Below are 20,477 nucleotides of genomic sequence, written 5' to 3' on the forward strand. Positions count from 1 at the left end.
TTCAACGGCTTACGACTACGAATCACCAGGATGACCGACGAATCGGAGTCGGCGGGCTCGCACCGGCGGAGCAAGGTCGGGCGGGTGATCGCCGACCGGGAGCTCGACGGGCTGGGCGAGGAGCTCGAGCGGTACTGGACCGGCGAGTGCGACGAGCGCCGGAGCCTCCGGGAGCTGGCCGACTACTTCAACGAGCGGGTCCTCCAGTCGGCGATGGCCGAGGCCGACATGGAGGTCCTCGACGGCGAGGTCGAGAACTTCTACGAGCTGCTGACCGACGACGACGTCACCGGCGGGATGCGCGTCCAGACCGAGCGCCGACTCGAGCGCGGGGGCATCGACCCGGACGGGCTCACGCGGGACTTCGTCTCCCACCAGGCAATCCACACCTACCTCACCAAGTACCGGGAGGTCGAGCGCGAGCCCGACGAGCCCGAGAGCAAGACCGAGAAGGCCCGCCGGACCGTCGAGCAGCTGCGCAACCGCGTCCAGGCCGTCACGCGGACGTCCGTCGAGTCGCTCCGGAACGCGGGCGCGCTGTCCATCGGCGACTTCAACGTCTTCGTCGACGTCCGGATCACGTGCACCGACTGCCACACGCAGTACACGATCGGCGAACTCGTCGACGACGGCGGCTGCCAGTGCGACTGACGTTCGACCCCGACACGGCGTGACGACGGCTTTAAGCCGTCGGTCGGGGACCAAAGGAACAGAATGACGCAGTCGTTGCTCGACTGGAATCCGCGGGATTGGCAGACCACCACGGACGGCACGCTCCGGTTCGCACTCGTCGGCGTGGGCTGGTGGACTCGGGAGTTCGTGCTGCCGGCCGTCGAGTCGAGCGACCTGTGCGAGACCACCGCGGTCGTGAGCAGTTCGAGCGAGAAGGTCGAGCGCGTCCGCGAGGAGTACGACACGGTCGAGCGCGGACTGACCTACGAGGAGTTCGTCGACGGCGAGGCGACCGACGCCTACGACGCTGCGTACGTCTGCACGCCGAACGCGACCCACCTCGAGTACGCCGAGGCCGCCGCCGACCACGGCAAGGACGTGCTCTGCGAGAAGCCGATGGAGGCGACGGTCGAGCGCGCCGAGGACCTGGTCGCGGCCTGCGACGAGGCCGGCGTGACGCTGATGGTCGCCTACCGGATGCACATCGAGCCGACGGTGCGGCGGGCGCGCCAACTCGTCCGGGACGGAGTCGTCGGCGAGCCCCGGCTCGTCCACGGCGAGAACTCCCAGCCGCTGCTCGAGATGATCGAGGACCCCGACCAGTGGCGGCTGAACCCCGACCTGGCCGGCTACGGCGCGTCCGTGATGGACCTGGGCATCTACCCGCTGAACACGGCCCGGTTCGTCATCGACGCCGACCCGGTGGCGGTCCAGTCGATGATGCGGTCGGACCACGAGGCGTTCGACGAGGTGCCCGACGAACTCGCGTCGTTCACCGTCGAGTTCGACGACGGAACGTTCGCCTCGTGCACGTCGAGCCAGAACGCCCACGACCACACCCGCCTCGAGATCGTCGGGACCGAGGGCCGGATCGAGCTCGAACCCGCGTTCCACATGGAGACCGGGCTGACTGTCGAGACTGACGGGACGACCGTCGAGGTCGACGCCGAGCAGGTCGACCAGATGGAGGTGGAGTTCGACTACTTCGCCGACCGCGTGCTGAGCGGGACGGACGTGTACGCCGACGGCGAGCACGGGCTGGTCGACATGCGGACCATCCGGGCGATCCACGAGGCGGCCGAGACCGGCGAGACGGTCGAGGTGTCGGAGTAGCCTCGGCTGGTCGGTCGAGTCGTCGGAAGAGTGGGTAACGGGTCGAGATACGAGGTAGCGAGACGTGACGCGGGGCATCGACCGCGGTGCGTCGGCCGCTCCGCCGCGGTCGGGCCACGGGTCACTCCGGGACGGTTCCGGTCACGAGGTAGTAGTCGTGGCGGGGTTCGCGCACCCACAGCACCGGGTCCGCCAGCGGTTCGTGTTCCACCTCCCGCAGCCCCTCCCGGACGAGGAACTCGCGCAGTCCGTCGGGCGGTCGCCCGTCGTACAGCGGCAGGTCGTCGTGCATCTCCTCGTACTCGTCCCAGGGCTCGTCGTGGTCCCAGTACCCCTCGACGAGGAGGACGCGACCGCCGGGTTCGACGATCCGTCGCCACTCGCGAAGCGCCTTCGCGGGGTTCGGGAGCGTCCAGACGAGGTGCCGGGCCGCGACCAGTCCGAACGCGTCGTCCGGCACCGCGAGCGCCTCCGCGTCGCCGCGCAGGAAGGCGATTTCGCGGTCGGCCCGCCGGGCCTTCGCCCGGGCGCGGTCGAGCATCGCCGGCGCCAAATCGACGCCGACGACGTCGTGGCCGAGTCGGGCGAGCAGCAGCGAGACGACGCCGGTCCCGCACCCGACGTCGAGCACCCGACTGGAATCGTCACCGGTATGCTCGCGTAGCGCGCGCAGCCAGCGCTCGCGCTGGGCGTCGGTGTGGACGCCGTGGTGGCTCGCGTCGTCGAACGTCTCAGCGCGGTCGTTCCAGTGCCGGCGGACCAGGTCCTTCGCGGTCTCGTCGTCCGGTGAGTCGGTCACGAGTGAATCGCTCCGGTGTTCGTACCGAGTACGTGCCACCGATCCGGCATAGGCTTGTGGGAGGAGAGACGACCCGCGGACTGCGGTCCGGCGCTCGGCGACGACCGGAGAGAGTCGAGCAGACTTTTCACCGCCCGACGCCCACCTTCCGACATGGACTGGGGCGACCTCTTCGAGCGGGCCGAGACGGACGAGACCGACGTGGAGACGATACGCGCCGCGCTCGCCGAACGGCGAGCGGGCAGCAACGACGGCGACGCCGACCGGGAGGGCGAGGATGCCTGAGGCGCCCGAGACGAACCCGGAGCGGGTCGTCGCGGACGCCGACGTGCTGGCCGCCGACCTGCTCGCGGGCGCGGCCGATGCGGGGAACGCGGCCCGCGAGGCGATGGACGAGATCCGGCGTCACTCGTGGGTCGAACTGGTCGCCAGCGACGCCCTGCTCGACGACGCCGAGGCCGTGGTCCGAGACCTCGCGGACGCCGACCTCGCGGCGGCCTGGCGCGAGCGCATCGAGGACCTGCGTGTTCCGGTCGACCAGCCCGAGGGCGACCACCCGGCGCTGGCGAGCGCGTACCGCGGAGGGGCCGCCCACGTCCTGAGCTACGACGAGGGCCTCACCGGCGCGGAGGCGGGCGCAACGTTCGGCTCGCGGCTGAACGTGAGCGTCAAGACGCCCGAGGGGTTCGCGGCGCTGTTCGACGCGGCGTCCCTGTACGAGGCGGTCGAGGGCGGCGACTACCCGGGGCCGGACCGCGACCCCCGGACCTAGGCCTCCAGCGCGCGCAGGAGCACTCCTGCCGACGCGCCGAAGGCGACGGCCGCGCCGGCGACGAACGCGAGCGAGCCGACCGCCGGACCGAGTCCGCGGGTCGCGGTGTTCGCGTCGTTCATGCCGAGGCCTGTTCGGGCCTCGGGCGTCACTCTTTCGCTCTCGCCCGCGTCGCGTGGCGGCCACTCGGATTCACCCCAGGAACCCCGCGCAGCGGTCCTCGCAGCGCACCGGCGTCGGCTCGCCCCCGTCACTGGGTGCCATGCACGACAGTAGGTGACTGCGAGAATTGTGATCTCGGACGACGGGGAAACGTACAGCCCCGGCCGGACGTGACATCTGAATCACAGAATCGGATTCCAGTAACGTCGGCTACAGAAATATTGTTCAGATTACACTTTAGGGGTCGGGGTCCCTACGTTCAGACGAGGACAGACCGATGAAGCTGAACACGAGACTCCGCCGGGCCGCTCCGTCGGTCCGGACTCGGCGCGGGCGCATCGCCTCGGGATTCACTCGCACCGCGGTCCCCGTCGCCACCCTGCTGGCGCTCGCGGCCTCGGCGCTGCTGGCGGTCGGCGCGTTCGCCGCCGCGGCGGCCTTCGTCCCCGTCACGATTCCGGTCCTGCTGGCGAGCTGGGCCGTCGGCGTCGCCCTGGTCGTCGCGCTCCCGCTGGCCGTCGTCCGCGCGGCGGTCGCGGTGATCGAACGGACCCAGTAGGTAGTTTTCTTTTCCGCGGACGACCTATCGCCGTACGTCGAAAATCGTTAACAGAACGCGGGATGCATGGCCACGTGGGGAGATAGCATGTGTCACAGGCGCGGCGACTGGTCACGAACGTCCAGCAGAGCCAGCGAATCGGACGAGGAGGACGAGCGCGAGCGGAGGCCCGGTTGGGTACGCACCAAGGACCGGCTCGTGGAGCTGGTCTCCCGCGACGAGACCGAGCCGAACCGCGAGACGCCCGAGCGGCCGGCGACGGAGGCCGAATCGACGTCGGTGCCCGAGACTGCGACCGAGAGTGAGGTCGAGACGGAGCCGGCCGAGAGCGACGGGACCGAGGACGGCGAGCGCGAGGAGGAGCCGATTCCGGCGGACGACTAGCGACGCTTCTTTTTAGAGGGCCAGGAAGGCAAGCTCGCCTACTGACCCAAGCTCGCCAGACTGGCCGATAGCGGTAGGGCAGTTTCTTTTCCGAAAGCCCCCGGTCGCTGCATCCGCCGGGTCTCGCTGTCGTTCGAAAGGCGCTTCGCGCCTTTCGTGATGACGAGAGAGCGAAGCTCTCTCGAACCACGCTCCTCGTCACTCCGCTCCTGCGGTGCTTGCGTCGTCCGGGCGGAATGCAGCGACCGGCCCCTTTCAGTCCACCCGGACAGTCGGCTGATCCACCGGCTGCTTCCCGGCGAACTGTGTCACCAGGCGTTCACTGGTGGATTCGTCAGCCGACGTCAGGGCTGGCATTCCGACGGGGGCGACCAGAGGGATTTTTCGTGCCGGGCCACCGAGGGGGAGGCGTGCGCGAGTACCCCTTCGAGTTGGCGCTGTGCGCGCACCTCGAAGCCGCCGAGGAGGTCGTCGTCGCCCGCCAGCTGGGCGGCGGCGTCCGCGCGCCCGCCAACCGCGTCCTCGACGTGGTCTGCGTCGAGCCCGGCCCGGAGTTCGACGCCCGGGCGAACCTGACGCCCGCGACGATCCCCGACGCCGCCATCGAGAGCGACGTCGGCGTCGGGCGGGCGAGCGACCCCCGAGAGGCCGTCGACGCGCCGCCCGAGCGCGCCCGCCGCGTCGCCGAGGCGGCGGTCGAGATCGGCTTCTTCGAGCGCGCGGTCGGCGGGGGCGTCCGCCGGGTCGCTCGCTACCCCGACGACTGGTTCGGCCGGCTGGTCGCCATCGAGAACAAGCCCGACCTCGGCGAGCCCGGCGACCTGCAGCTCCAGCTCCGGAAGGACGCCGCGCTCGCGCTGGCCGACGAGGTGGTGCTGGCGACCGAGAGCTACGTGACCGGCGCCCACCTCAACCGCATCCCCGACGCGGTCGGCGTCTGGCGGTTCGACCCCGAGACCGGCGACCGCGAGGTGGTCCGGGCGGCCGACCGCCTGCCGAGCGACGGCTGGGGCGTCGAACTCCTCGACGAGCATCCGCTCCGGACGGACGTGGCGACGGTCACGCCCGAAGAGAAGGCCCGCCGGCGCCGGAAGATCGCCGAGCGCGCCTACGGGAAGGGATGGCGGTCCGACGCGTTCCCGGCCTGCGGCGAAATCGAGGTCGCCGAGCGCGAAGGGAGCCTCGGACTCCCGTACTGCTCCTGGAAGGACCGCGTCGTCGACCCCGCGAACTGCGGGCCGGACTGTCCGGGCCACGACCCCGCCGACCCGCCCGAGTTCGACGTACCGGAGGCGCGGGACGGCCGGACGCCGTGGGTCGCCGAGCCGGAGGGCGAGGCCAGGCGCCAGGCCGGCCTCGACCGGTTCGGGTAAGGATGCGGCCCGTCGACCGGTTCACGCGCGCTCACCCGACCGGCGTCTCGTCGTCCACCGCGTCCAGCAGGTCGAGGCGGGCCAGCAGGTCCCGCGTGGGTCGACCGCGCTCGTCCCACTCCCGGCGGTCGTAGTAGGCCGAGAGCAGCGCGTCGAACTCCTCGGGGTCGATGGCCTCGCCCTCTCGCGGGCCGCTTTCGAGGGGGTCGGTCAGCTTCGCCGGAAGCTCGTCGTCGCTCCGGTCGAACCCCTCTCGGACGTTGAACAGCCGGGTCAGCGTCCAGATGCGCTCGCCCGCGGTCCGGAGCTCCGCCCGGGTGTAGTCGAGACCGACCGCCGCGAGCCACGCCGCGCCGAGGTCCTCGAACGCCTCGCCCGCGAAGTCGTCGGCGACCAGGCTCCAGAGCAGCGACCGGGCGTCCTGCTCGGCGATCACCGCCTCGGCCCGGCGTTCGCGGCCCCACGACTCGGCGGCGAACACCTCCTCGACCACCGGTCGGGCCCGGCGGTGGCAAGCGCCCCGGTCGCTGGTGGCGTAGGCCAGCGCCATCGACGCCGCGCCCCGCGGGTCGTAGGTCGGCAGCTCCATCGCCTTCACGGTCGGCACCAGGTCGGCGCCGCCGTAGCGGTCGGCCGCGGCGTCGACGCCCCGGGCCAGCAAGTCGCCGAGTTCGGTGTCGCGGCGAGCGATTTCGCCGAGGAGTTCGCGGGCCGCGTTCTCGTCGCCGAACGAGAGGTCGCGGTCGAGGACGCCCTCCTCGCTCGCCCGGATGGCCCACGCCACGGCGTTGCCCGCGCTGATGACGTCGACGCCCAGGCGGTCGCAGGTCTCGCCGAGCGCGGCGACCGCGTCGAAGTCGGCGATGCCCAGCCCCGACCCGAGCGAGATGGCGGTCGCGCCCCGCGGGACGCTCTCGCGGGGCCCGTCGGCGTCGGAATCGTCTCGTTCTGGTCCGATGTCGTCACCTCCGACACTCCCGTCCCTCGCCGTCTCGACCCGGAAGCCGCCCGGAATCTCGCCCTCGCGCTCGCGGGCGACCGCGGCCCGGCGGACCGCCTCGATGCCGACCGCGCCCGCGCCGTCGAACGCGCCGGCCTGCCAGCCCCGGGTCGGGAGCACGCCCACCGCGTCGGCGAAGTCGACGGTCTCGACGGTCTCGCTGGCGGCCTGCCACCGGCCGGTGTCGCCCGCCGCGAACCGGGCCTCGGCGTCGGCCCGTCGGTCGGCGAGGTCGGCCGGCGGGTCGGGCGGGTCGCCCTCGGCGACGACCGCCTTCAGGCGCTTGGCGCCCAAGACCGCGCCGGCGCCGCCCCGGCCCGCCTGGTGGTCGCCGCCGTCCGAGGCGATGGTCGCGTACCGGACCCGGCGCTCGCCGGCGGGCCCGATGCACGCGGCGGGCGCGTCGAGCGCCGCGTCGGTCGCCGCGGCGTCGGCACCCCAGAGGTTCTCCGCGGGTTCGAGGGCGGCGCCGCCGTCCCGGATGCGGAGCATCGTCGGCTCGTCGGCCGCGCCCTCGACCAGCACCGCGACGACGTCGTCCAGCGCGCCGGCGAGTGCGCCGGCGAAGTCGCCGCCGGCGTACGAGTCGAGGAAGGCACCGGTCAGCGGTGACTTCGTGACCGCGGCGTAGCGCTGCTCGCCCGGCGTGAGTCCCGACAGGGGGCCGAGCGCGAACAACAGGACGTTCTCGGGTCCGAGCGAATCGGTGCCCGGGTCGAGTTCCTCGTAGAGGTAGCGGGCCGCCAGGCCCTTGCCGCCGAGGTAGCGGCGACGCCACGCCCCGGGGACGGGTTCGCGCTCGACGCTGCCGTCGCTCAGGTCCACCCGGAGGAGCCGGTCCGGCGGTTCGTAACCCCCATCCATCTGGACTCAGGTACGGCTCGCACGTTGGTAACGGTTCGGGTGCCGGGATGGGTCGGGTGAGCGGCGCGAGGGTCGGAGCGCGACGGGGACACTTTTGGGTCTCACCGCCGAAACGTCGAGTATGTACGACCGCATCCTGGTTCCGACAGACGGCAGCGACCAGCCGTCCGTGGTCCGCCACGCGCTGAACGTCGCCGAGCTCGCCGGCGCGACCGTCCACGCCCTCTACGTGGTCGACGAGAAGGCGCTGGACTACCAGCCCTCCGAGTCGGGCCGGAAGGAGACCCGCGAGGCCCGCCGCGAGGAGGGCGAGGCGGCCGTCGCGGACATCTCCGAGGCCGCCGAGGAGCGGGGCCTCGACGCGGTCACCGCCATCGAGGAGGGGTCGCCCGCCGAGACCGTCGTCGACTACGCCGACGAGGTCGACGCGGAGATGGTCGTGATGGGCACCCGCGGCCGGTCGGGCGTCGACCGCTACGTCCTCGGGAGCGTCACCGAGCAGGTGGTCCGCAGCAGCGAGGTGCCGGTGCTGACGGTCAACCTCGAGCGCCAGCGCCGGGCGGTCCGCGACGACGAGACCGCCGTCGAGCGCGCGAAGGAGGTGCTCGCCGACGAGGGCCACGAGGTCGCGGAGGTGCCCGAGCAGCCCTACCGCGAGAGCAACACCTGGATCGTCCGGGCGGTCACCGCGGACGGTGACACCTTCAACGTCCACCTCGACGCCGCCTCCGGCGAGTCGCGGGTCGCCCGCATCCGGAGCGAGTGACGACGCGCGACGGCGAGGTTTGATCGCCGTTCGGGCCCGGAACGCCGACCCCCGCGAGCTATTTCCCGCTGGCCGCCCAACTCCGGAGCATGCCCGCCGGAGTCGTCATCGCGGGGGGTCGCTCGACCCGGTTCGGCGACGCGGACAAGGCGGTCGCCGACCTCGCCGGCGCGCCGATGATACGCCGGGTCGCCGACCGGCTCGCGCCCGCGGTGGACGTCCTCGTCGTCAACTGCCGGGCCGACCAGCGCGAGCCGATAACCGACGCGCTGACCGGCTACGACCGGCCGGTCCGGTTCGCGGTCGACCCCGACCCCGACCGGGGACCGATGGCCGGCATCCGGACCGGCCTCCGGGAGGTCGAGTCGACCGACTCGGCGTACGCCTTCGTCGCGGCCTGCGACATGCCCTTCCTCGACGCGAACCTCGTGGAGTACCTGTTCGAGCGCGCCCGGGGTCGTGCAGAAAGAGGTGATGAGTCGGGAGATGGAGCGGCGGAGTCCCACGACGCCGCGGTCCCGCGACCGACCGAGTGGTTCGAGACCACCCACGCCGTCTACCGGGCGGCGCCGATGGCCGACGCCTGCGACCGCGCGCTGGCGCGGGGCGACCACAAGATAATCGAACCCCTGTTCGAGCTCGACTACGTCGTGGTCGAGGGCGACGAACTCGCCGACTTCGACCCCGACAGCTTCGAGAACGTCAACACCCGCGAGGAGTTCGAGGCCGCCGAAGAGCGCTATCGCTGAGTTCGGTCCACCGCGGCGCTTCACGCGAGACCGATTCTCTAAGACCGCTCGACCACCGCGACCACCGGGTCGTCGGCGACCATCCGGGTCAGCACCACGCGGGGCACCGAGTCGGGCGCGCGAGCCAGCACCCCCTCCGCGATTTCTCGACCGACAGCCTCCAGCTGCGAATCATCGACCATGTTGACGACCGGAATCGCGGTCGCGCCCTCGGGGACGCCCTTCAGGCCCGCCTCCTCGCTGGCGAGCACCGCGCCCACGTCCTCGGTGCGAACCTCCTCGCCGACCTTCCGGCCAGTGACCGCGGCCACGCGCTCGGGCCGGTGGATCCGCTCGTCGGTGAGCGGCTTTCCGACGATCCGGGCGCTGGCGAGGGGAATCACGGTGTCGGCCGCAGCGGGAATCCGGGGTTCGCGCTCGTTCGGGGCCTTCAGCCACCGGGTGCGCGCGCCGTCGGCCTTGACGAGCACCGGCCCGTCGTGAGCCGCCGCGAGGTCGGCCACCGTCTCGGGGTCGTAGCCGCGGTAGCGGTCCTCGCGCTCGCGCTCGGGGACGAGTCCCAGCGGGAAGCGGTCGGCCGCGGCGGCGGACCCGATAGGGTCGTCGGTGACGACCACCGCCGCGACCTCCTCGTCGAAGATGGGGATGCGGACCGTCGCGGTGACGACCGCGCGGTCGAGGCGACCGGCCAGCGCGTAGAGGGTGGTCTTCTTCCCGCCGGCGCCGACGACGCAGGTCAGCCCGGTCGCGGCGTCGAGCGCGTCGGGGAGGTTCATGCCGCCTCCTCCGCCGCCGGTCGGCCGGTCTCCCGGTCGTAGAGCCTCGCCATCTCGTTGACGAACGCCAGCTTCAGCGACATCGTCAGTGCGGTGAAGACCGCGGTCCGGCCGGGCTTTCGGCGGACGGCCGAGTAGAGCGCGTACAGGAAGACCGGGGCGTTGACCACGTTCAGGAGGTTGGCCCGACCGGCGTCGGCGCCCTCGACCCACAATCGCTCGCCGCGGACGCCGCGGGTCATCCAGCCCTCGTCGGACTCGGGGTCGGGTTCCGGGAAGAGGACTGGGTTGACGACGACGAACGCGACCGTCGCGGCGAGCAGCTTCCAGTTGCGGGCGTAGAGCGCGTACACCAGCAGCGGGCCGGTCGGAACCCGAGTCCATCCGCTCGCGGGGTTCTCGTGGCGGTCCCAGAAGTCGGCCTCGGCGAGCCGGCGGCGAAGCGTCGCGGCCATACTCCCGGGGCGTACGCGGGGCGCACACAAAATCTTCACGTCGGAACCGGGCCGTTGTCGACCGGGTAGGCACACGCTAACCAGTAGCTAAAAACCGGACGCCGGTGATACCTGGCTCCATGCACGACACCTCCCGGCGGTGGCTGGCCGCCGCGCTGGCGCTGGCGTGTTGCCTCTCGATGGCGACGCCGCTGGTCGCCGCGTCGAACGGGACGAACGCGAGTGGAACCGCACAGAACGCGACCGACGCAGGAGCCGCCCAGAACGCGACTCCGAACCCCTGCGCGGGGACGATAACCGCACCCGCGAACGGGACGACGGTCATCAGCGTCCAGGGGTTCCGGTTCGGCGAGCAGGGCGGCAAGCGCCCCGCGAAACTCGTCGGGGTCGGCCCGCGCGGCCAGGTCGAGTGGGTCCACCAGAACGGCGAGCGGTACGACGTGGTGTGGGGCTACGACGTCGACCCGATGGACAACGGGAACCTCTTCATCACCGCCACGGTGAAGGGCCACCAGACGCTCGTCTACGAGTTCGACCCCGAGACCCAGGAGCGCGTCTGGTCGAAGACCTTCGACGAGGCCGACACCCACGACGCCGACCTCATCAACAACGGCACGGAGATTCTGGTCGCGAACATGCGCAACTACAACGAGTCGGCCGACCGCAACGACGACCGCCTCTTCGTCTACAACCGGACGACCGACGAAATCACGTGGGAGTGGCGGTTCGCCGACCACTACGACCCCGGGAACCTCGAGGAGAACTACACCGACGACTGGACCCACGTCAACGACGTCGACAAGATCGGCGAGGGGCTCTACCTGGCGTCGCCTCGCAACTTCGACCAGGCCGTCGTGGTGAACCGCTCGACGAACGAGATCGTCATGAAGCTCGGCGAGGACGGGAAGACGGACATCCTCAACGAGCAGCACAACCCCGACTACCTCGAGAGCGAGAACGGCACGCCCACCCTGCTGGTCGGCGACAGCGAGAACGACCGCATCGTCGAGTACGCGAACCCCGACGGCGACCTCACGGACGGCACTGGCTGGAACCGGACCTGGACGCTGACCGGCGACCTCGCGTGGCCGCGGGACGCAGACCGCCTCCCGAGCGGCAACACCCTGGTCTCCGACTCCAGCAACCACCGCGTGCTGGAGGTCACGCCCGAGGGCGAGGTCGTCTGGGAGTTCTACGCGCCGTGGCTGGTGTACGACGCGGCCCGGCTCCCGGCGGGCGAACACGGCGGCCCGACCATGACCGACCTGAACGCCACCGGGACCCACGAGGTCCACGGTGACGCCGACATCCACCAGAACGCGACGCGGCTGGAGGCGTGCCACGAGCTGCTGGCGAACGTGAGCGGACTGGCCGACGGCGGAGCGACGGCCGGCGAGACGACCGACGGAGCGAGCGCCGGGGAGACGACAGAGCGCGCGATGGAGGACGGGACCACCGAGAGCGATGCCGGCGAGACGGACGACGAGCAGGCCGAGCCGGCGGGCGCCCACACCGAAGTGCCCGGCTTCGGTCCCCTCGAGGGCGTCGCGGGACTGCTCGGATCCCTCGCGCTGCTGTTCGTCGGAATCGGAGTCTCGCGGCGTCGATAGCCCGCTCGACGGACTCCTTCTTCAGAGCCGGTACTGTTCGCCGTCGAGCGCCAGCGGTTCCTCGAACGCCTCTTCGGCGGGATAGAAGTGCGAGACGTGGACGAGCCGGGTCTCGTCGGCGTCGAGGTCGTCGGCCAGCGCCAGCGCTCCCTCGCGGGTCATGTGCTTGGTGCCGAACGTCCGGGCGACGCCGTCCGGACCGTGGTGGTCGCCCCCGACGGGGTGGTGCTCGCAGAGGTGGGCGGGGACGATGCCGTCGGCCAGCAGCAGGTCGGGGTCGGAAAGCGCCTCGCGGCTCGCCTCGGGAATCGCGTAGCTGGTGTCGCCGGTCAGAGAGAGCTTCGCGCCGGTCTCGGGGTCCTCGACGACGACGCCGTAGCAGACCAGCGGCGGGTGCTCGACCGGCACCAGCGTCACGTCGAGCCCGCAGACCGAGAAGGGTTCGAGCGGCGGGTGGTCGCTGACGGTCACCCGGTCGAGGTAGTCGTACTTCGAGCGGATCGTGCCCGCGACGCTCTCGTCGGTGATCGGGTCGACCTCGTCGGCGGCGTGGACCGGCAGGTCGTCGAACAGCCGGTACGCATTTCCTAGGCCGTCGAGGTGGTCGAAATGTATATGGGTGATTATCGCCTCGTCGGGGAGGCCCACGTGCCGGGTCAGAAACTGGTGGCGGAAGTCGGGGCTGGCGTCGATCAGGAGCGACCCGCCGGTGCGCTCGTTCCGGACGTGGACCGAGAACCGCGAGCGCTCGACGCCCCGTTCCCTGGCTTCTTCGCAGGTGTCGCAGTCGCAGTCCGGCGTGGGCGTCCCGGTCGTGTCGCCGGTGCCGAGGAGGGTGACCTGCATCTGGTTCCGGGTAGTCGCTTCGGGTACAAAGCTTTCCGGGACGCGCCCGCGAACGGGCGGCCGACGCGGGTCAGGCGTCGCCACTGTGACGCTCGCGTCGGCCCGCAGTCACATTTGGATGGAGCGCGAACCACCGATGGTTCCATGAGCACGCCTGAGCAGAACCTCGAGACCGCGATGGACGGGTCCAGCGACGACGAGGCCCGCGAGCGAGCGATAGACGAACTCGAGACCGCCAACGAGTGCGACGCGCTCGCGGACCTGGCCCGGTCGGCCGACCTGGCCGAGCGGTATCGCGAGCGGGCGCTGGAAAAGCTGGCGACCCCGCAGTGCGATTCGAAGCTGGCGGAACTCGTCGACGGCGGGGAGCTGCCGGGGTCGCTGCGCGAGCGCGCCGAGTCGCTGCTCGAAGAGACGCCCGAGGACGCCGGGGCGGGTCCGTAGAGCGCGAGCGGAGAGGCGGACGCAGGCGCGGTCGGACCGCGGTCAGTGGTCGTGGTCGTGGCTGTGCCCGCCGTCGGCGCTCGCGCCGCCCGAGCCCGAGATGTCGCCGCCGGCGACCAGCGCGTCGTGGTCGCCCTCGATCATGTCGAGGTCCTTGAGGTTGTCCCGCTCCTCGAAGTCCTGGACGGCGTCGACGAAGTCCTCCTGGGTCAGCGCGGTCCGCTCCTCGGTCAGCGCGTCGAGCACCGCCTCGCGCAGCACCATCCGGAGGTCGCTGCCGGTCAGCCCCTCGGTCTCCTCGGCGAGCTCGTCGGGGTCGAAGTCGACGATCTCCATCGGCCGGGTGATGAGCCGGAGGATGTCCGAGCGCATCTGGCGGTCGGGCTTCGGGAAGTTGACGATCTCGTCGAAGCGCCGCCAGGCCGCGGCGTCGAGCTGGTCGGGGTGGTTGGTCGCGCCGATGAGCAGCACGTCGTCCTGGATGAGGCTGATGTTGTCGATGGACTTGAGCAGGGTGTTGACCGCGCGCTTGATGGCGGCGTGCTCGTCGCTCGCGCGGGTCTTGGCCACGAAGTCGAACTCGTCCATGAACAGGATGCACGGCGAGAGCCGCTTGGCCACCTCGAACACCTTCTCGACGTTCTTGGCGGTCTCGCCGAGGTACTGGCTGGTGATCATCGACAGCTTGACCTCCACGAACGGGAGGTCGAGATCGTAGGCCAGCGCCCGGGCGGTCGAGGTCTTCCCGGTGCCCGGCGGGCCGACGAACAGCAGCTTGCCGATCTCCCGCAGGCCGATCTCCGCGAGGTACTCGCGGTGCTCGATCGCCTTGACGATCTTGTGTATCTCGGCCTCCTGGTCCTGGGTCAGTACCAGGTCGTCGAGCGTGGTCTCGATCTCCTCGGGCGCCCGGATGTCCACGAGGTCGAGCATCTCCTCCTCCTCCTCGTCGGCGAAGTACTGGGCGAGCAGCCCGTCGATCCACGCCCGGTCGGCCTGCACCGGTCGGTTGGCGTCGCGGGCCGCCTCGTAGTCGGCGCCCTCGACCTCGTCCTCGAAGGCGTCGGCCAGCACCGGGTTGTGGAGCACCCGGTCCTCGCCGCGCTGGAGGAACCACTCCTCGGCCATGTCGGGCTGGGTGAGCTCGAGCGACCCCGAGAACTCGTCGCGGTCGGTGAACATCAGCTCGGAGATGGCGCTCCAGGGGTTCTCGACCCCGGTCGCCCGGCGCGCGTTCTCGATCGTCGGGCGGATGGGGCGCTCGATGCCCAGCGGCGAGTCGTCGCCGCCGGACCGGTCGGTCGCATCGGTCGCGCCGTCGGGCCAGAACACCTGCCGGTAGCGCGGGGGAAGGTCGTTCTCGTCAAGCGCTCGGTTGTCGTTGTAGCGGCTCGCGGTGAGCAGAAATTCGACGACGTCCAGTGCCGCGTCGCTCATTCCCGGGAGTTTTGACGCCAAAGGTGCTTAAGCGCGTCGAAGCCGCCCCGGTCCGGGCGGGAGAGCAGTCGATCACGTCGCGGTCGCGTTGCCGTCCACCGCGGTCTCGTCGACGTAGATGACCGTGCTGCTGATGACGCAGCCGCTGTCGTGGAGGTACCGCTGGACCTCGTAGCGGTGGTAGCCCGACATGTACTGGTCGATGTCGGCGGCGCTGTCGTACTCCTTCGCGCAGGAGTCGGCGTCGCCGAGCGCGATGACGACCGGGGGCTTGTCGCCCTCGAGCAGTGAGGCCCGCTTCACGCTGTCGGTCTCGGCGCCGTACAGCTCCATGTACCACGCGAACGGTAGCCGGGCGAACCAGCCGTCGCCCGCCGGCGGTGCGGCGTGCGAGTCGGGGTTCGGCGCGTGGAGGTTGTCGCCGTCGAAGCCCGGGTCGTCGCCGTAGTACATCACGTCGATGCCCTCGTTCGACTGCGCGACATCCCGGATCTGGTCGAGGACGGGCTTCATCTCGCTGGAGGACTGGGCGTACTGGACCAGTTCGTTGTCCGGGCTCTGGGAGTCGAGGTACGACGTGCTGACCGCGGTGGCGCCGACCTGTCCGGCGACGAGCAGCAGGACCAGCGCGGCCGCGGTCGCCGCGACAGCGTCGCCGTCCGCCACGCTCTCGAGGCCGAGGCGGGCGATGAGCGCGAGGCCGACCGCGGCCGGGACGACCAGCGGGACGATCATGTGGATGGTCTCCCACGGGAAGGGGTTGTCCACGATGACCGGGTAGCCGAGCACGCTGGCGAAGCCCCAGTAGGCGCCGAACGACACGACGTCCCGGGGCAGGTCGTCGGCGTACCGGTCGACCACGAAGCCGATGACGGCGAGCGCGACCAGCGCGATGGCGCCCGCCCCCAGGATCACCATCAGCGGTTTGAACGCCGAGAGGTACGACCCCTCGTTGCCGGCGCCCCACTGGCCGACGAACGCGTTCCACGACCCGAAGATGGCCTCGTCGACGACGGCCGGCAGCAGCGTCGGGTTCCCGAGCGCCTCGTAGAGGCCGGGCGCGTCGGTGCCGAGCCGGTCGGGGTTGCGGGGCGCGTAGAAGAACACGAAGATGGCGAAGAACTCGAACACCGCCAGCGTGACGTGGGGCCACCAGTCGGCGAGGCCGCGGGCGGTCAGCTTGACGCGGTCCCAGACCGTCGCGAACAGGCCGCGCTCGCCCGCCCGTTCGACGAACAGCCGGTGGTCCCAGAGCAGGACGAGCGCGCCGAGCCAGCAGACCGGGTAGACCAGCGCGTTCTCCTTGGTGGTGAACGCGAGCGCGAACGACGCGACCCCGGCGTAGAGGAACGCGGGCCGCCGGTGGTCGTACGCCCGGACGAGGAAGCCGAACGCCACCAGCATGAACCCCGCCAGCAGCAGGTCGTTGCGGTAGAACCGCGAGTAGTACAGCAGGAGCGGGTTGAACGCCAGCAGCAGCGCCATCGCCACGGTCTCGGAGTCGCGCAGCCGCTGGCGGAACAGCAGCGCCGACAGCGGGAACAGCCCGCCAAGCAGCGCGACCACGAACCGCATCGTGAAGTCCGACGCGCCGAACAGGTCGAACAGGTGGCCGTTCACGATGGTCAGGAACGGGCCGTGGACGATGGGACGGTACTCGTAGGCGCCGTTCTCCATGAACCGGTAGGCCCAGTAGGCGACCCGGGCCTCGTCCTGGTGGGCGACGCGGGCGCCGAGGCTCACGAACCGGGCGAGCAGGGCGACCGCGGTGATGCCGACCACGACGAGTTGGGTCCGGGAGGCGAAGCCGGTCAGCGTCTCGCCGACGTCCGCGGTCGACCGGGAGGTCTCAGTTTTCGATGCCATGAGTGGGTTCTACGGCGTGTTTCGGAGGGGAGGGAGGGAGAGTCCGTGTGCGGGCGACGCGAGCCGAACGGGTCATTGCACAGTTATAGCTGCGGGTTCGGACAAATAGTTTCTGGACCGACGCGTCGAAGCGGGCGCTTACGTGTGGGTAGTCGAGGAATCCCCGGAATCACGAGAGTATGGACGTCAGCTGTTAACTCGGTCGCAGCGTGAGAGACGGTAGAAGACCAGACAGCTGACTACTGCCGTCACAAATGAGTTACCGCGACCGCACAGCACCGCACCGCGACCGCGGGCCTCGCACCTCCCCAGCCTCCTCGCTCGCACCGGGAGACAAACCGCGTCTCCCGAGCCCTGTCGTCCGAAAATCGAAGATTTTCGGGATCACGAAAGGCGAAGCCTTTCGAACGACTTCGCTTCACTCAGCAGGACTCCGCTCGCTTCGTCCCTCGCACGCTTGGCGCGGCACGGAGGCCGCGCCAGCACGCGCCGGGTAGAAGGTCAGATAGGGAGTCCACACGACCCGACCGCCACCCACCTCCCGCCGTCCGGAAACTCCGAGCGACGAGCCGGGAGTTCTACTGTCATTTAAGACCATAGAGAACGATTACCGGAGCATGGGAGACGACACGACACCAGTCATCGCGAAGGCCGTCCGAACGCCGCAGGGCAAGGAAGACGGCGTCTACGCCGACGTCCGGAGCGAGGACCTCTCGGTGCCGCTGATCGACACCATCCTCGAGGAGACCGGCCTCGACAGCGACCACATCGACGACCTGATGTGGGGCGTCGCCCAGCAGCGCGACGAGCAGGACAACAACGTCGCCCGGGTCATCGCGCTCCTCTCGGAGCTCGGCGAGGGCGTACCCGCCGCCTCGATCAACCGCTGGTGCGCCTCGTCGATGCAGGCGGTCATCAGCGCGAGCGACGCCGTCCGTGCCGGCCAGCGCGAGGCCATCATCGCGGGCGGCGTCGAGAACATGAGCCGCGTGCCGATGGAGGGCGGCTACGACAGCGTCCACCCGCGGCTCGCGGAGATGTACAACGTCGGCGAGCTCCAGATGGGGATGACCGCCGAGAAGGTCGCCGAGGAGTACGGCATCAGCCGCGAGCAGCAGGACGAGTACGCGCTCCGGAGCCAGCAGCGCGCGGCCGAGGCCGCCGAGTCCGGCCGGTTCGACGACGAGATCGTCCCCATCGAGACCGACGAGGGCCTGGTCGAGACCGACGAGGGCATCCGGCCCGACACCAGCCTGGAGGCGCTCTCGCAGCTCCCGACCGTCTTCAAGGGCGACGGCACGGTCACGCCGGGCAACGCCTCCCAGATCTCCGACGGCGCGGCGGCGACGCTGGTCACCAGCGAGTCGTTCGCCGAGGACCACGGCCTCGACGTCCTGGCCTACGTCGGCGACAACAACGTCGCCGGCGTCGACCCGACCGTGATGGGCATCGGCCCGGTCCCGGCGACCCGGGGCCTGCTCGAGCGCACCGGCGAGTCCATCGACGAGTTCGACCTGGTGGAGCTCAACGAGGCGTTCGCCAGCCAGACGGTGTACTCCCGCGACGAACTCGGCGTCGACCCCGAGAAGTTCAACGTCAACGGCGGCGCCATCGCGCTGGGCCACCCGCTGGGCGCCTCCGGCGCCCGGCTGCCGGTGACGCTCGTCCACGAGATGGAGAAGCGCGACGCCGAGAAGGGCCTGGCGACCCTCTGCGTCGGCTTCGGGCAGGGCGCGGCCATCACGTTCGAGCGGAAGTAGGGTCGGCGGCCGTTCTTTTCATCGGCGTTTTGCAAGCGAGGGATAGCCGACGCGAGCGACCGAGCGCCGCCTCAGCCGTCGCCCTGCATGTCCTCCAGGAGTTCGCGGAGGTCGGGTATCTCGACCGCGTCGAAGCCGAACGCCGCGCCGTCCGGCCGGGTCAGCGCGTAGTCGAACTCCTCGCCCTCGTCGATGCGGATGCCGTCCGGGTCGCCGACGATCGGATCCTCGCCGGGCTCGGTGTCTGGGTCCCGAGTCATAGCATCCAGTTGGGCGCGACGACCTTTAATCTCGGAGGCCGAGATCGCCTCGGGAGAGAATCGTCGTCCGGGGGCCGGCGGTCGGCCGGAGACCGCAGCGATAAATTCAGTCGTCGGCGCTGACCGCGCCGGAGTCGCCCGAGACGTTCGCGTCGGGCACCGTCCCGTCCTCGTTCCAGCCCCGGACCGCGTAGTACTCGTCGAGCGCCTCCTCGATGCCGGGGATGTCGTAGGGCAGGCGGTCGGCGTCCCGGGCGATTCCCCGGCGGTTGTTGAAGTGGCGTTCGAGTTCCACAATTCGGTTGCCGATTTCGAGCAGGTCCTCGAAGTCGGCGTCGAACAGCATCTCGTAGCGCTCGGGGCTCATGAAGTCCCGCGAGAACTTGCAGACGACGCCCGCGTCGTTGAGCGCCATCAGGTTCTCGCGCTCGACCAGCCGCTCTGGTTTCCCGTCGAGGCCGGTGGGCTCCATCGCCTCGTCCTTGCCGACGAGGGGGTACTCGACCGAGTAGAAGGTGGCGTACATGTGGTCGGCCCCGCGGTTGGCGACCGCGTAGCTCAGACCCTGGCCGTGGAGGATGCGGCCCTCGTGGGCGGCGAAGTCCATCCCCTTCACGGTCCAGTTCTCGACGCCCAGGTCGTCGTGGGCGCGGTCGATGCCCTCCGCGAGCAGGTCGCCGACGCCCTCTCGGTGGGCGATCTTCTCCACGAGGTCGAGGATGAGGTCCTCGTCGCCGAAGCGGTCCTCGCTGGCGAGGTACGCCGACACCGTGTTCCCGGTCGAGATGGTGTCGATGCCGTACCGGTCGCAGAGCTCGTTGGACTTCATCACGTCGACGATGTCGTCGATGCCGGCGTTCGACCCGAACGCCATCGCGGTCTCGAACTCCGGTCCCTCGGTCTCGACGCCGGCCTCCTCGTCTCTGGTCGGGAGCTTGCAGGCGAACGCGCAGGCCGAGCAGGTGCCTTTCTTGTACTTCTTCTCGGCGACCGAGTCGCCGTTGATGCCGTCGGCGCCCTCGAACGACTGCTCGGAGAAGTAGTAGGAGGGCAGGCCGTCCATCTCGTTGGCGAGGTCCATCACCGAGACGGTCCCCTGCTCCTTCATGATGTGGTCGGTCGTGGCGGCCTCGCGGTGGATGTCCATCTGGCCCGCGGGGATGTCGATGTCCGGCGGGGAGTCGCCGTCGAAGGTGACGGCCTTGACGTTCTTGGCGCCGAGCACCGCGCCGAGGCCGCCCCGGCCGAACGCGCGCTCCTCGGTCGTCATGATGGAGGCGAACCGGACGCGGTTCTCGCCCGCGGGGCCGATGCAGGCGACGTGCTCGGACTCCAGACCGTGCTCCTCGTCGAGGTACGCGCAGGTCTTGGGCACCGTCGCGCCTTCGAGGTCCGGCACCTCCTCGAACTCGATTCCCTCGTCGGTGACGTGAACGACGACCAGGTCGTCGCTCTCGCCGGCGATCTCGACCGCGCTGTAGCCGGTGTCGGCGAAGTGCCGGGACATGAAGCCGCCCGCGTTCGACGAGAGCAGGCCGCCGGTCAGCGGCGAGACGCCCGTGACGTTCATCCGACCGGTGAAGCTCATCTGGGACATCTGCATCGGGCCGGTCGTGAAGAACAGGCTGTTGTCGGGGCCGAACGGGTCGGCGTCGAACGGGACGCGGTCGTGGGCCAGTTTCGTGCCGACGCCGCGGCCGCCGATGAACGATGCCAGCACGTCGTCGACGTCCTCGGTGCGGGTCTCGCGCTCGCCGACGTCGACGGTCAGGAGCGGACCTTTCGCGTGGTTCATGGTCACAGGTTTCGA

22 protein-coding genes are annotated in these 20,477 nt (G+C 70.4%); 12 read left to right on the forward strand and 10 right to left on the reverse strand.

Annotated elements, in window-relative coordinates:
* Positions 1–30 precede the first annotated feature (30 nt).
* On the forward strand, positions 31–651 hold the full coding sequence (gene rdfA, locus DVR07_RS14115) for a rod-determining factor RdfA (protein WP_115797910.1): 621 nt from the start codon (positions 31–33) through the stop codon (positions 649–651).
* A 63-nt stretch (positions 652–714) separates the two neighbouring features.
* Complete coding sequence (gene gfo6, locus DVR07_RS14120) at positions 715–1,785, forward strand: D-xylose 1-dehydrogenase Gfo6 (RefSeq protein WP_115797911.1); 1,071 nt, start codon at positions 715–717, stop codon at positions 1,783–1,785.
* 121 nt (positions 1,786–1,906) lie between these two features.
* Here the strand turns inward: gfo6 and DVR07_RS14125 are convergent, their stop codons facing one another.
* Positions 1,907–2,584 (reverse strand): class I SAM-dependent methyltransferase, encoded by a 678-nt coding sequence (locus tag DVR07_RS14125; protein ID WP_205410992.1) that lies wholly within the window; start codon positions 2,582–2,584, stop codon positions 1,907–1,909.
* 153 nt (positions 2,585–2,737) lie between these two features.
* Between DVR07_RS14125 and DVR07_RS22530 the strand changes: the two genes are divergently transcribed.
* Positions 2,738–2,869, forward strand: a complete 132-nt coding sequence (locus tag DVR07_RS22530) for a hypothetical protein (RefSeq protein WP_255457548.1) — start codon at positions 2,738–2,740, stop codon at positions 2,867–2,869.
* Positions 2,862–3,356: a DUF7384 family protein gene (locus tag DVR07_RS14130; RefSeq protein ID WP_115797913.1), complete on the forward strand. Its 495-nt coding sequence runs from the start codon at positions 2,862–2,864 to the stop codon at positions 3,354–3,356. Before DVR07_RS22530 ends, DVR07_RS14130 begins: the two co-directional genes overlap by 8 nt.
* Here the strand turns inward: DVR07_RS14130 and DVR07_RS22535 are convergent.
* Entirely contained in the window at positions 3,353–3,478 is a 126-nt protein-coding gene (locus DVR07_RS22535) for a hypothetical protein (RefSeq protein ID WP_255457550.1), read from the reverse strand. The two genes, DVR07_RS14130 and DVR07_RS22535, sit on opposite strands and share 4 nt — an antisense overlap.
* Positions 3,479–3,795: 317 nt before the next feature.
* Between DVR07_RS22535 and DVR07_RS14135 the strand changes: the two genes are divergently transcribed.
* The 3 genes from DVR07_RS14135 to DVR07_RS14145 all read left to right on the forward strand — a co-directional run bounded on the left by DVR07_RS14135 (position 3,796) and on the right by DVR07_RS14145 (position 5,834).
* The gene (locus tag DVR07_RS14135) at positions 3,796–4,077 is read left to right on the forward strand and encodes a hypothetical protein (protein WP_115797914.1); all 282 of its coding nucleotides are present in this window, start codon (positions 3,796–3,798) and stop codon (positions 4,075–4,077) included.
* Between the two features lie 87 nt (positions 4,078–4,164).
* Positions 4,165–4,461, forward strand: a complete 297-nt coding sequence (locus DVR07_RS21715) for a hypothetical protein (protein ID WP_162829575.1) — start codon at positions 4,165–4,167, stop codon at positions 4,459–4,461.
* A 410-nt stretch (positions 4,462–4,871) separates the two neighbouring features.
* Complete coding sequence (locus DVR07_RS14145; protein ID WP_115797916.1) at positions 4,872–5,834, forward strand: DUF5787 family protein; 963 nt, start codon at positions 4,872–4,874, stop codon at positions 5,832–5,834.
* Between the two features lie 31 nt (positions 5,835–5,865).
* Here DVR07_RS14145 and DVR07_RS14150 read toward each other — a convergent pair whose 3' ends face one another.
* The gene (locus DVR07_RS14150) at positions 5,866–7,698 is read right to left on the reverse strand and encodes an aldehyde ferredoxin oxidoreductase family protein (RefSeq protein ID WP_115797917.1); all 1,833 of its coding nucleotides are present in this window, start codon (positions 7,696–7,698) and stop codon (positions 5,866–5,868) included.
* Positions 7,699–7,819: 121 nt separating this feature from the next.
* Here DVR07_RS14150 and DVR07_RS14155 point away from each other — a divergent pair, with 121 nt between their 5' ends.
* Positions 7,820–8,464 (forward strand): universal stress protein, encoded by a 645-nt coding sequence (locus DVR07_RS14155; protein WP_115797918.1) that lies wholly within the window; start codon positions 7,820–7,822, stop codon positions 8,462–8,464.
* A gap of 89 nt (positions 8,465–8,553) precedes the next feature.
* Positions 8,554–9,213, forward strand: a complete 660-nt coding sequence (locus DVR07_RS14160; protein ID WP_115797919.1) for a molybdenum cofactor guanylyltransferase — start codon at positions 8,554–8,556, stop codon at positions 9,211–9,213.
* 38 nt (positions 9,214–9,251) lie between these two features.
* Here the strand turns inward: DVR07_RS14160 and yqeC are convergent, their stop codons facing one another.
* Positions 9,252–9,989, reverse strand: coding sequence for a selenium cofactor biosynthesis protein YqeC (gene yqeC / locus DVR07_RS14165; protein ID WP_115797920.1), 738 nt, complete (start codon positions 9,987–9,989; stop codon positions 9,252–9,254).
* Positions 9,986–10,444: a DUF6653 family protein gene (locus DVR07_RS14170; protein WP_115797921.1), complete on the reverse strand. Its 459-nt coding sequence runs from the start codon at positions 10,442–10,444 to the stop codon at positions 9,986–9,988. The genes yqeC and DVR07_RS14170 overlap by 4 nt, the downstream gene beginning before the upstream one ends.
* A 119-nt stretch (positions 10,445–10,563) precedes the next feature.
* Here DVR07_RS14170 and DVR07_RS14175 point away from each other — a divergent pair, with 119 nt between their 5' ends.
* Entirely contained in the window at positions 10,564–12,054 is a 1,491-nt protein-coding gene (locus DVR07_RS14175) for an arylsulfotransferase family protein (RefSeq protein WP_240147544.1), read from the forward strand.
* A gap of 21 nt (positions 12,055–12,075) precedes the next feature.
* Here DVR07_RS14175 and DVR07_RS14180 read toward each other — a convergent pair whose 3' ends face one another.
* Positions 12,076–12,900 (reverse strand): MBL fold metallo-hydrolase, encoded by an 825-nt coding sequence (locus DVR07_RS14180; RefSeq protein ID WP_115797922.1) that lies wholly within the window; start codon positions 12,898–12,900, stop codon positions 12,076–12,078.
* A 144-nt stretch (positions 12,901–13,044) separates the two neighbouring features.
* On the opposite strand from DVR07_RS14180, the gene DVR07_RS14185 reads away from it, so the two are divergent.
* Positions 13,045–13,344: a hypothetical protein gene (locus DVR07_RS14185; RefSeq protein ID WP_115797923.1), complete on the forward strand. Its 300-nt coding sequence runs from the start codon at positions 13,045–13,047 to the stop codon at positions 13,342–13,344.
* 42 nt (positions 13,345–13,386) lie between these two features.
* Here DVR07_RS14185 and DVR07_RS14190 read toward each other — a convergent pair whose 3' ends face one another.
* Both DVR07_RS14190 and DVR07_RS14195 read right to left on the reverse strand, forming a co-directional pair.
* Positions 13,387–14,781 (reverse strand): ATP-binding protein, encoded by a 1,395-nt coding sequence (locus tag DVR07_RS14190; protein WP_115797924.1) that lies wholly within the window; start codon positions 14,779–14,781, stop codon positions 13,387–13,389.
* 72 nt (positions 14,782–14,853) lie between these two features.
* The gene (locus DVR07_RS14195) at positions 14,854–16,647 is read right to left on the reverse strand and encodes a flippase activity-associated protein Agl23 (protein ID WP_115797925.1); all 1,794 of its coding nucleotides are present in this window, start codon (positions 16,645–16,647) and stop codon (positions 14,854–14,856) included.
* A 617-nt stretch (positions 16,648–17,264) separates the two neighbouring features.
* Between DVR07_RS14195 and DVR07_RS14200 the strand changes: the two genes are divergently transcribed.
* Entirely contained in the window at positions 17,265–18,407 is a 1,143-nt protein-coding gene (locus DVR07_RS14200; protein WP_115797926.1) for a thiolase family protein, read from the forward strand.
* Between the two features lie 71 nt (positions 18,408–18,478).
* On the opposite strand, the gene DVR07_RS14205 is transcribed toward DVR07_RS14200, so the two are convergent.
* Both DVR07_RS14205 and DVR07_RS14210 read right to left on the reverse strand, forming a co-directional pair.
* Complete coding sequence (locus tag DVR07_RS14205; RefSeq protein ID WP_115797927.1) at positions 18,479–18,667, reverse strand: hypothetical protein; 189 nt, start codon at positions 18,665–18,667, stop codon at positions 18,479–18,481.
* A gap of 106 nt (positions 18,668–18,773) precedes the next feature.
* Positions 18,774–20,462: an aldehyde ferredoxin oxidoreductase family protein gene (locus DVR07_RS14210; RefSeq protein WP_115797928.1), complete on the reverse strand. Its 1,689-nt coding sequence runs from the start codon at positions 20,460–20,462 to the stop codon at positions 18,774–18,776.
* Positions 20,463–20,477: the final 15 nt, after the last annotated feature.

The organism is Halorussus rarus (assembly GCF_003369835.1).
GTDB classification, from domain to species: domain Archaea; phylum Halobacteriota; class Halobacteria; order Halobacteriales; family Haladaptataceae; genus Halorussus; species Halorussus rarus.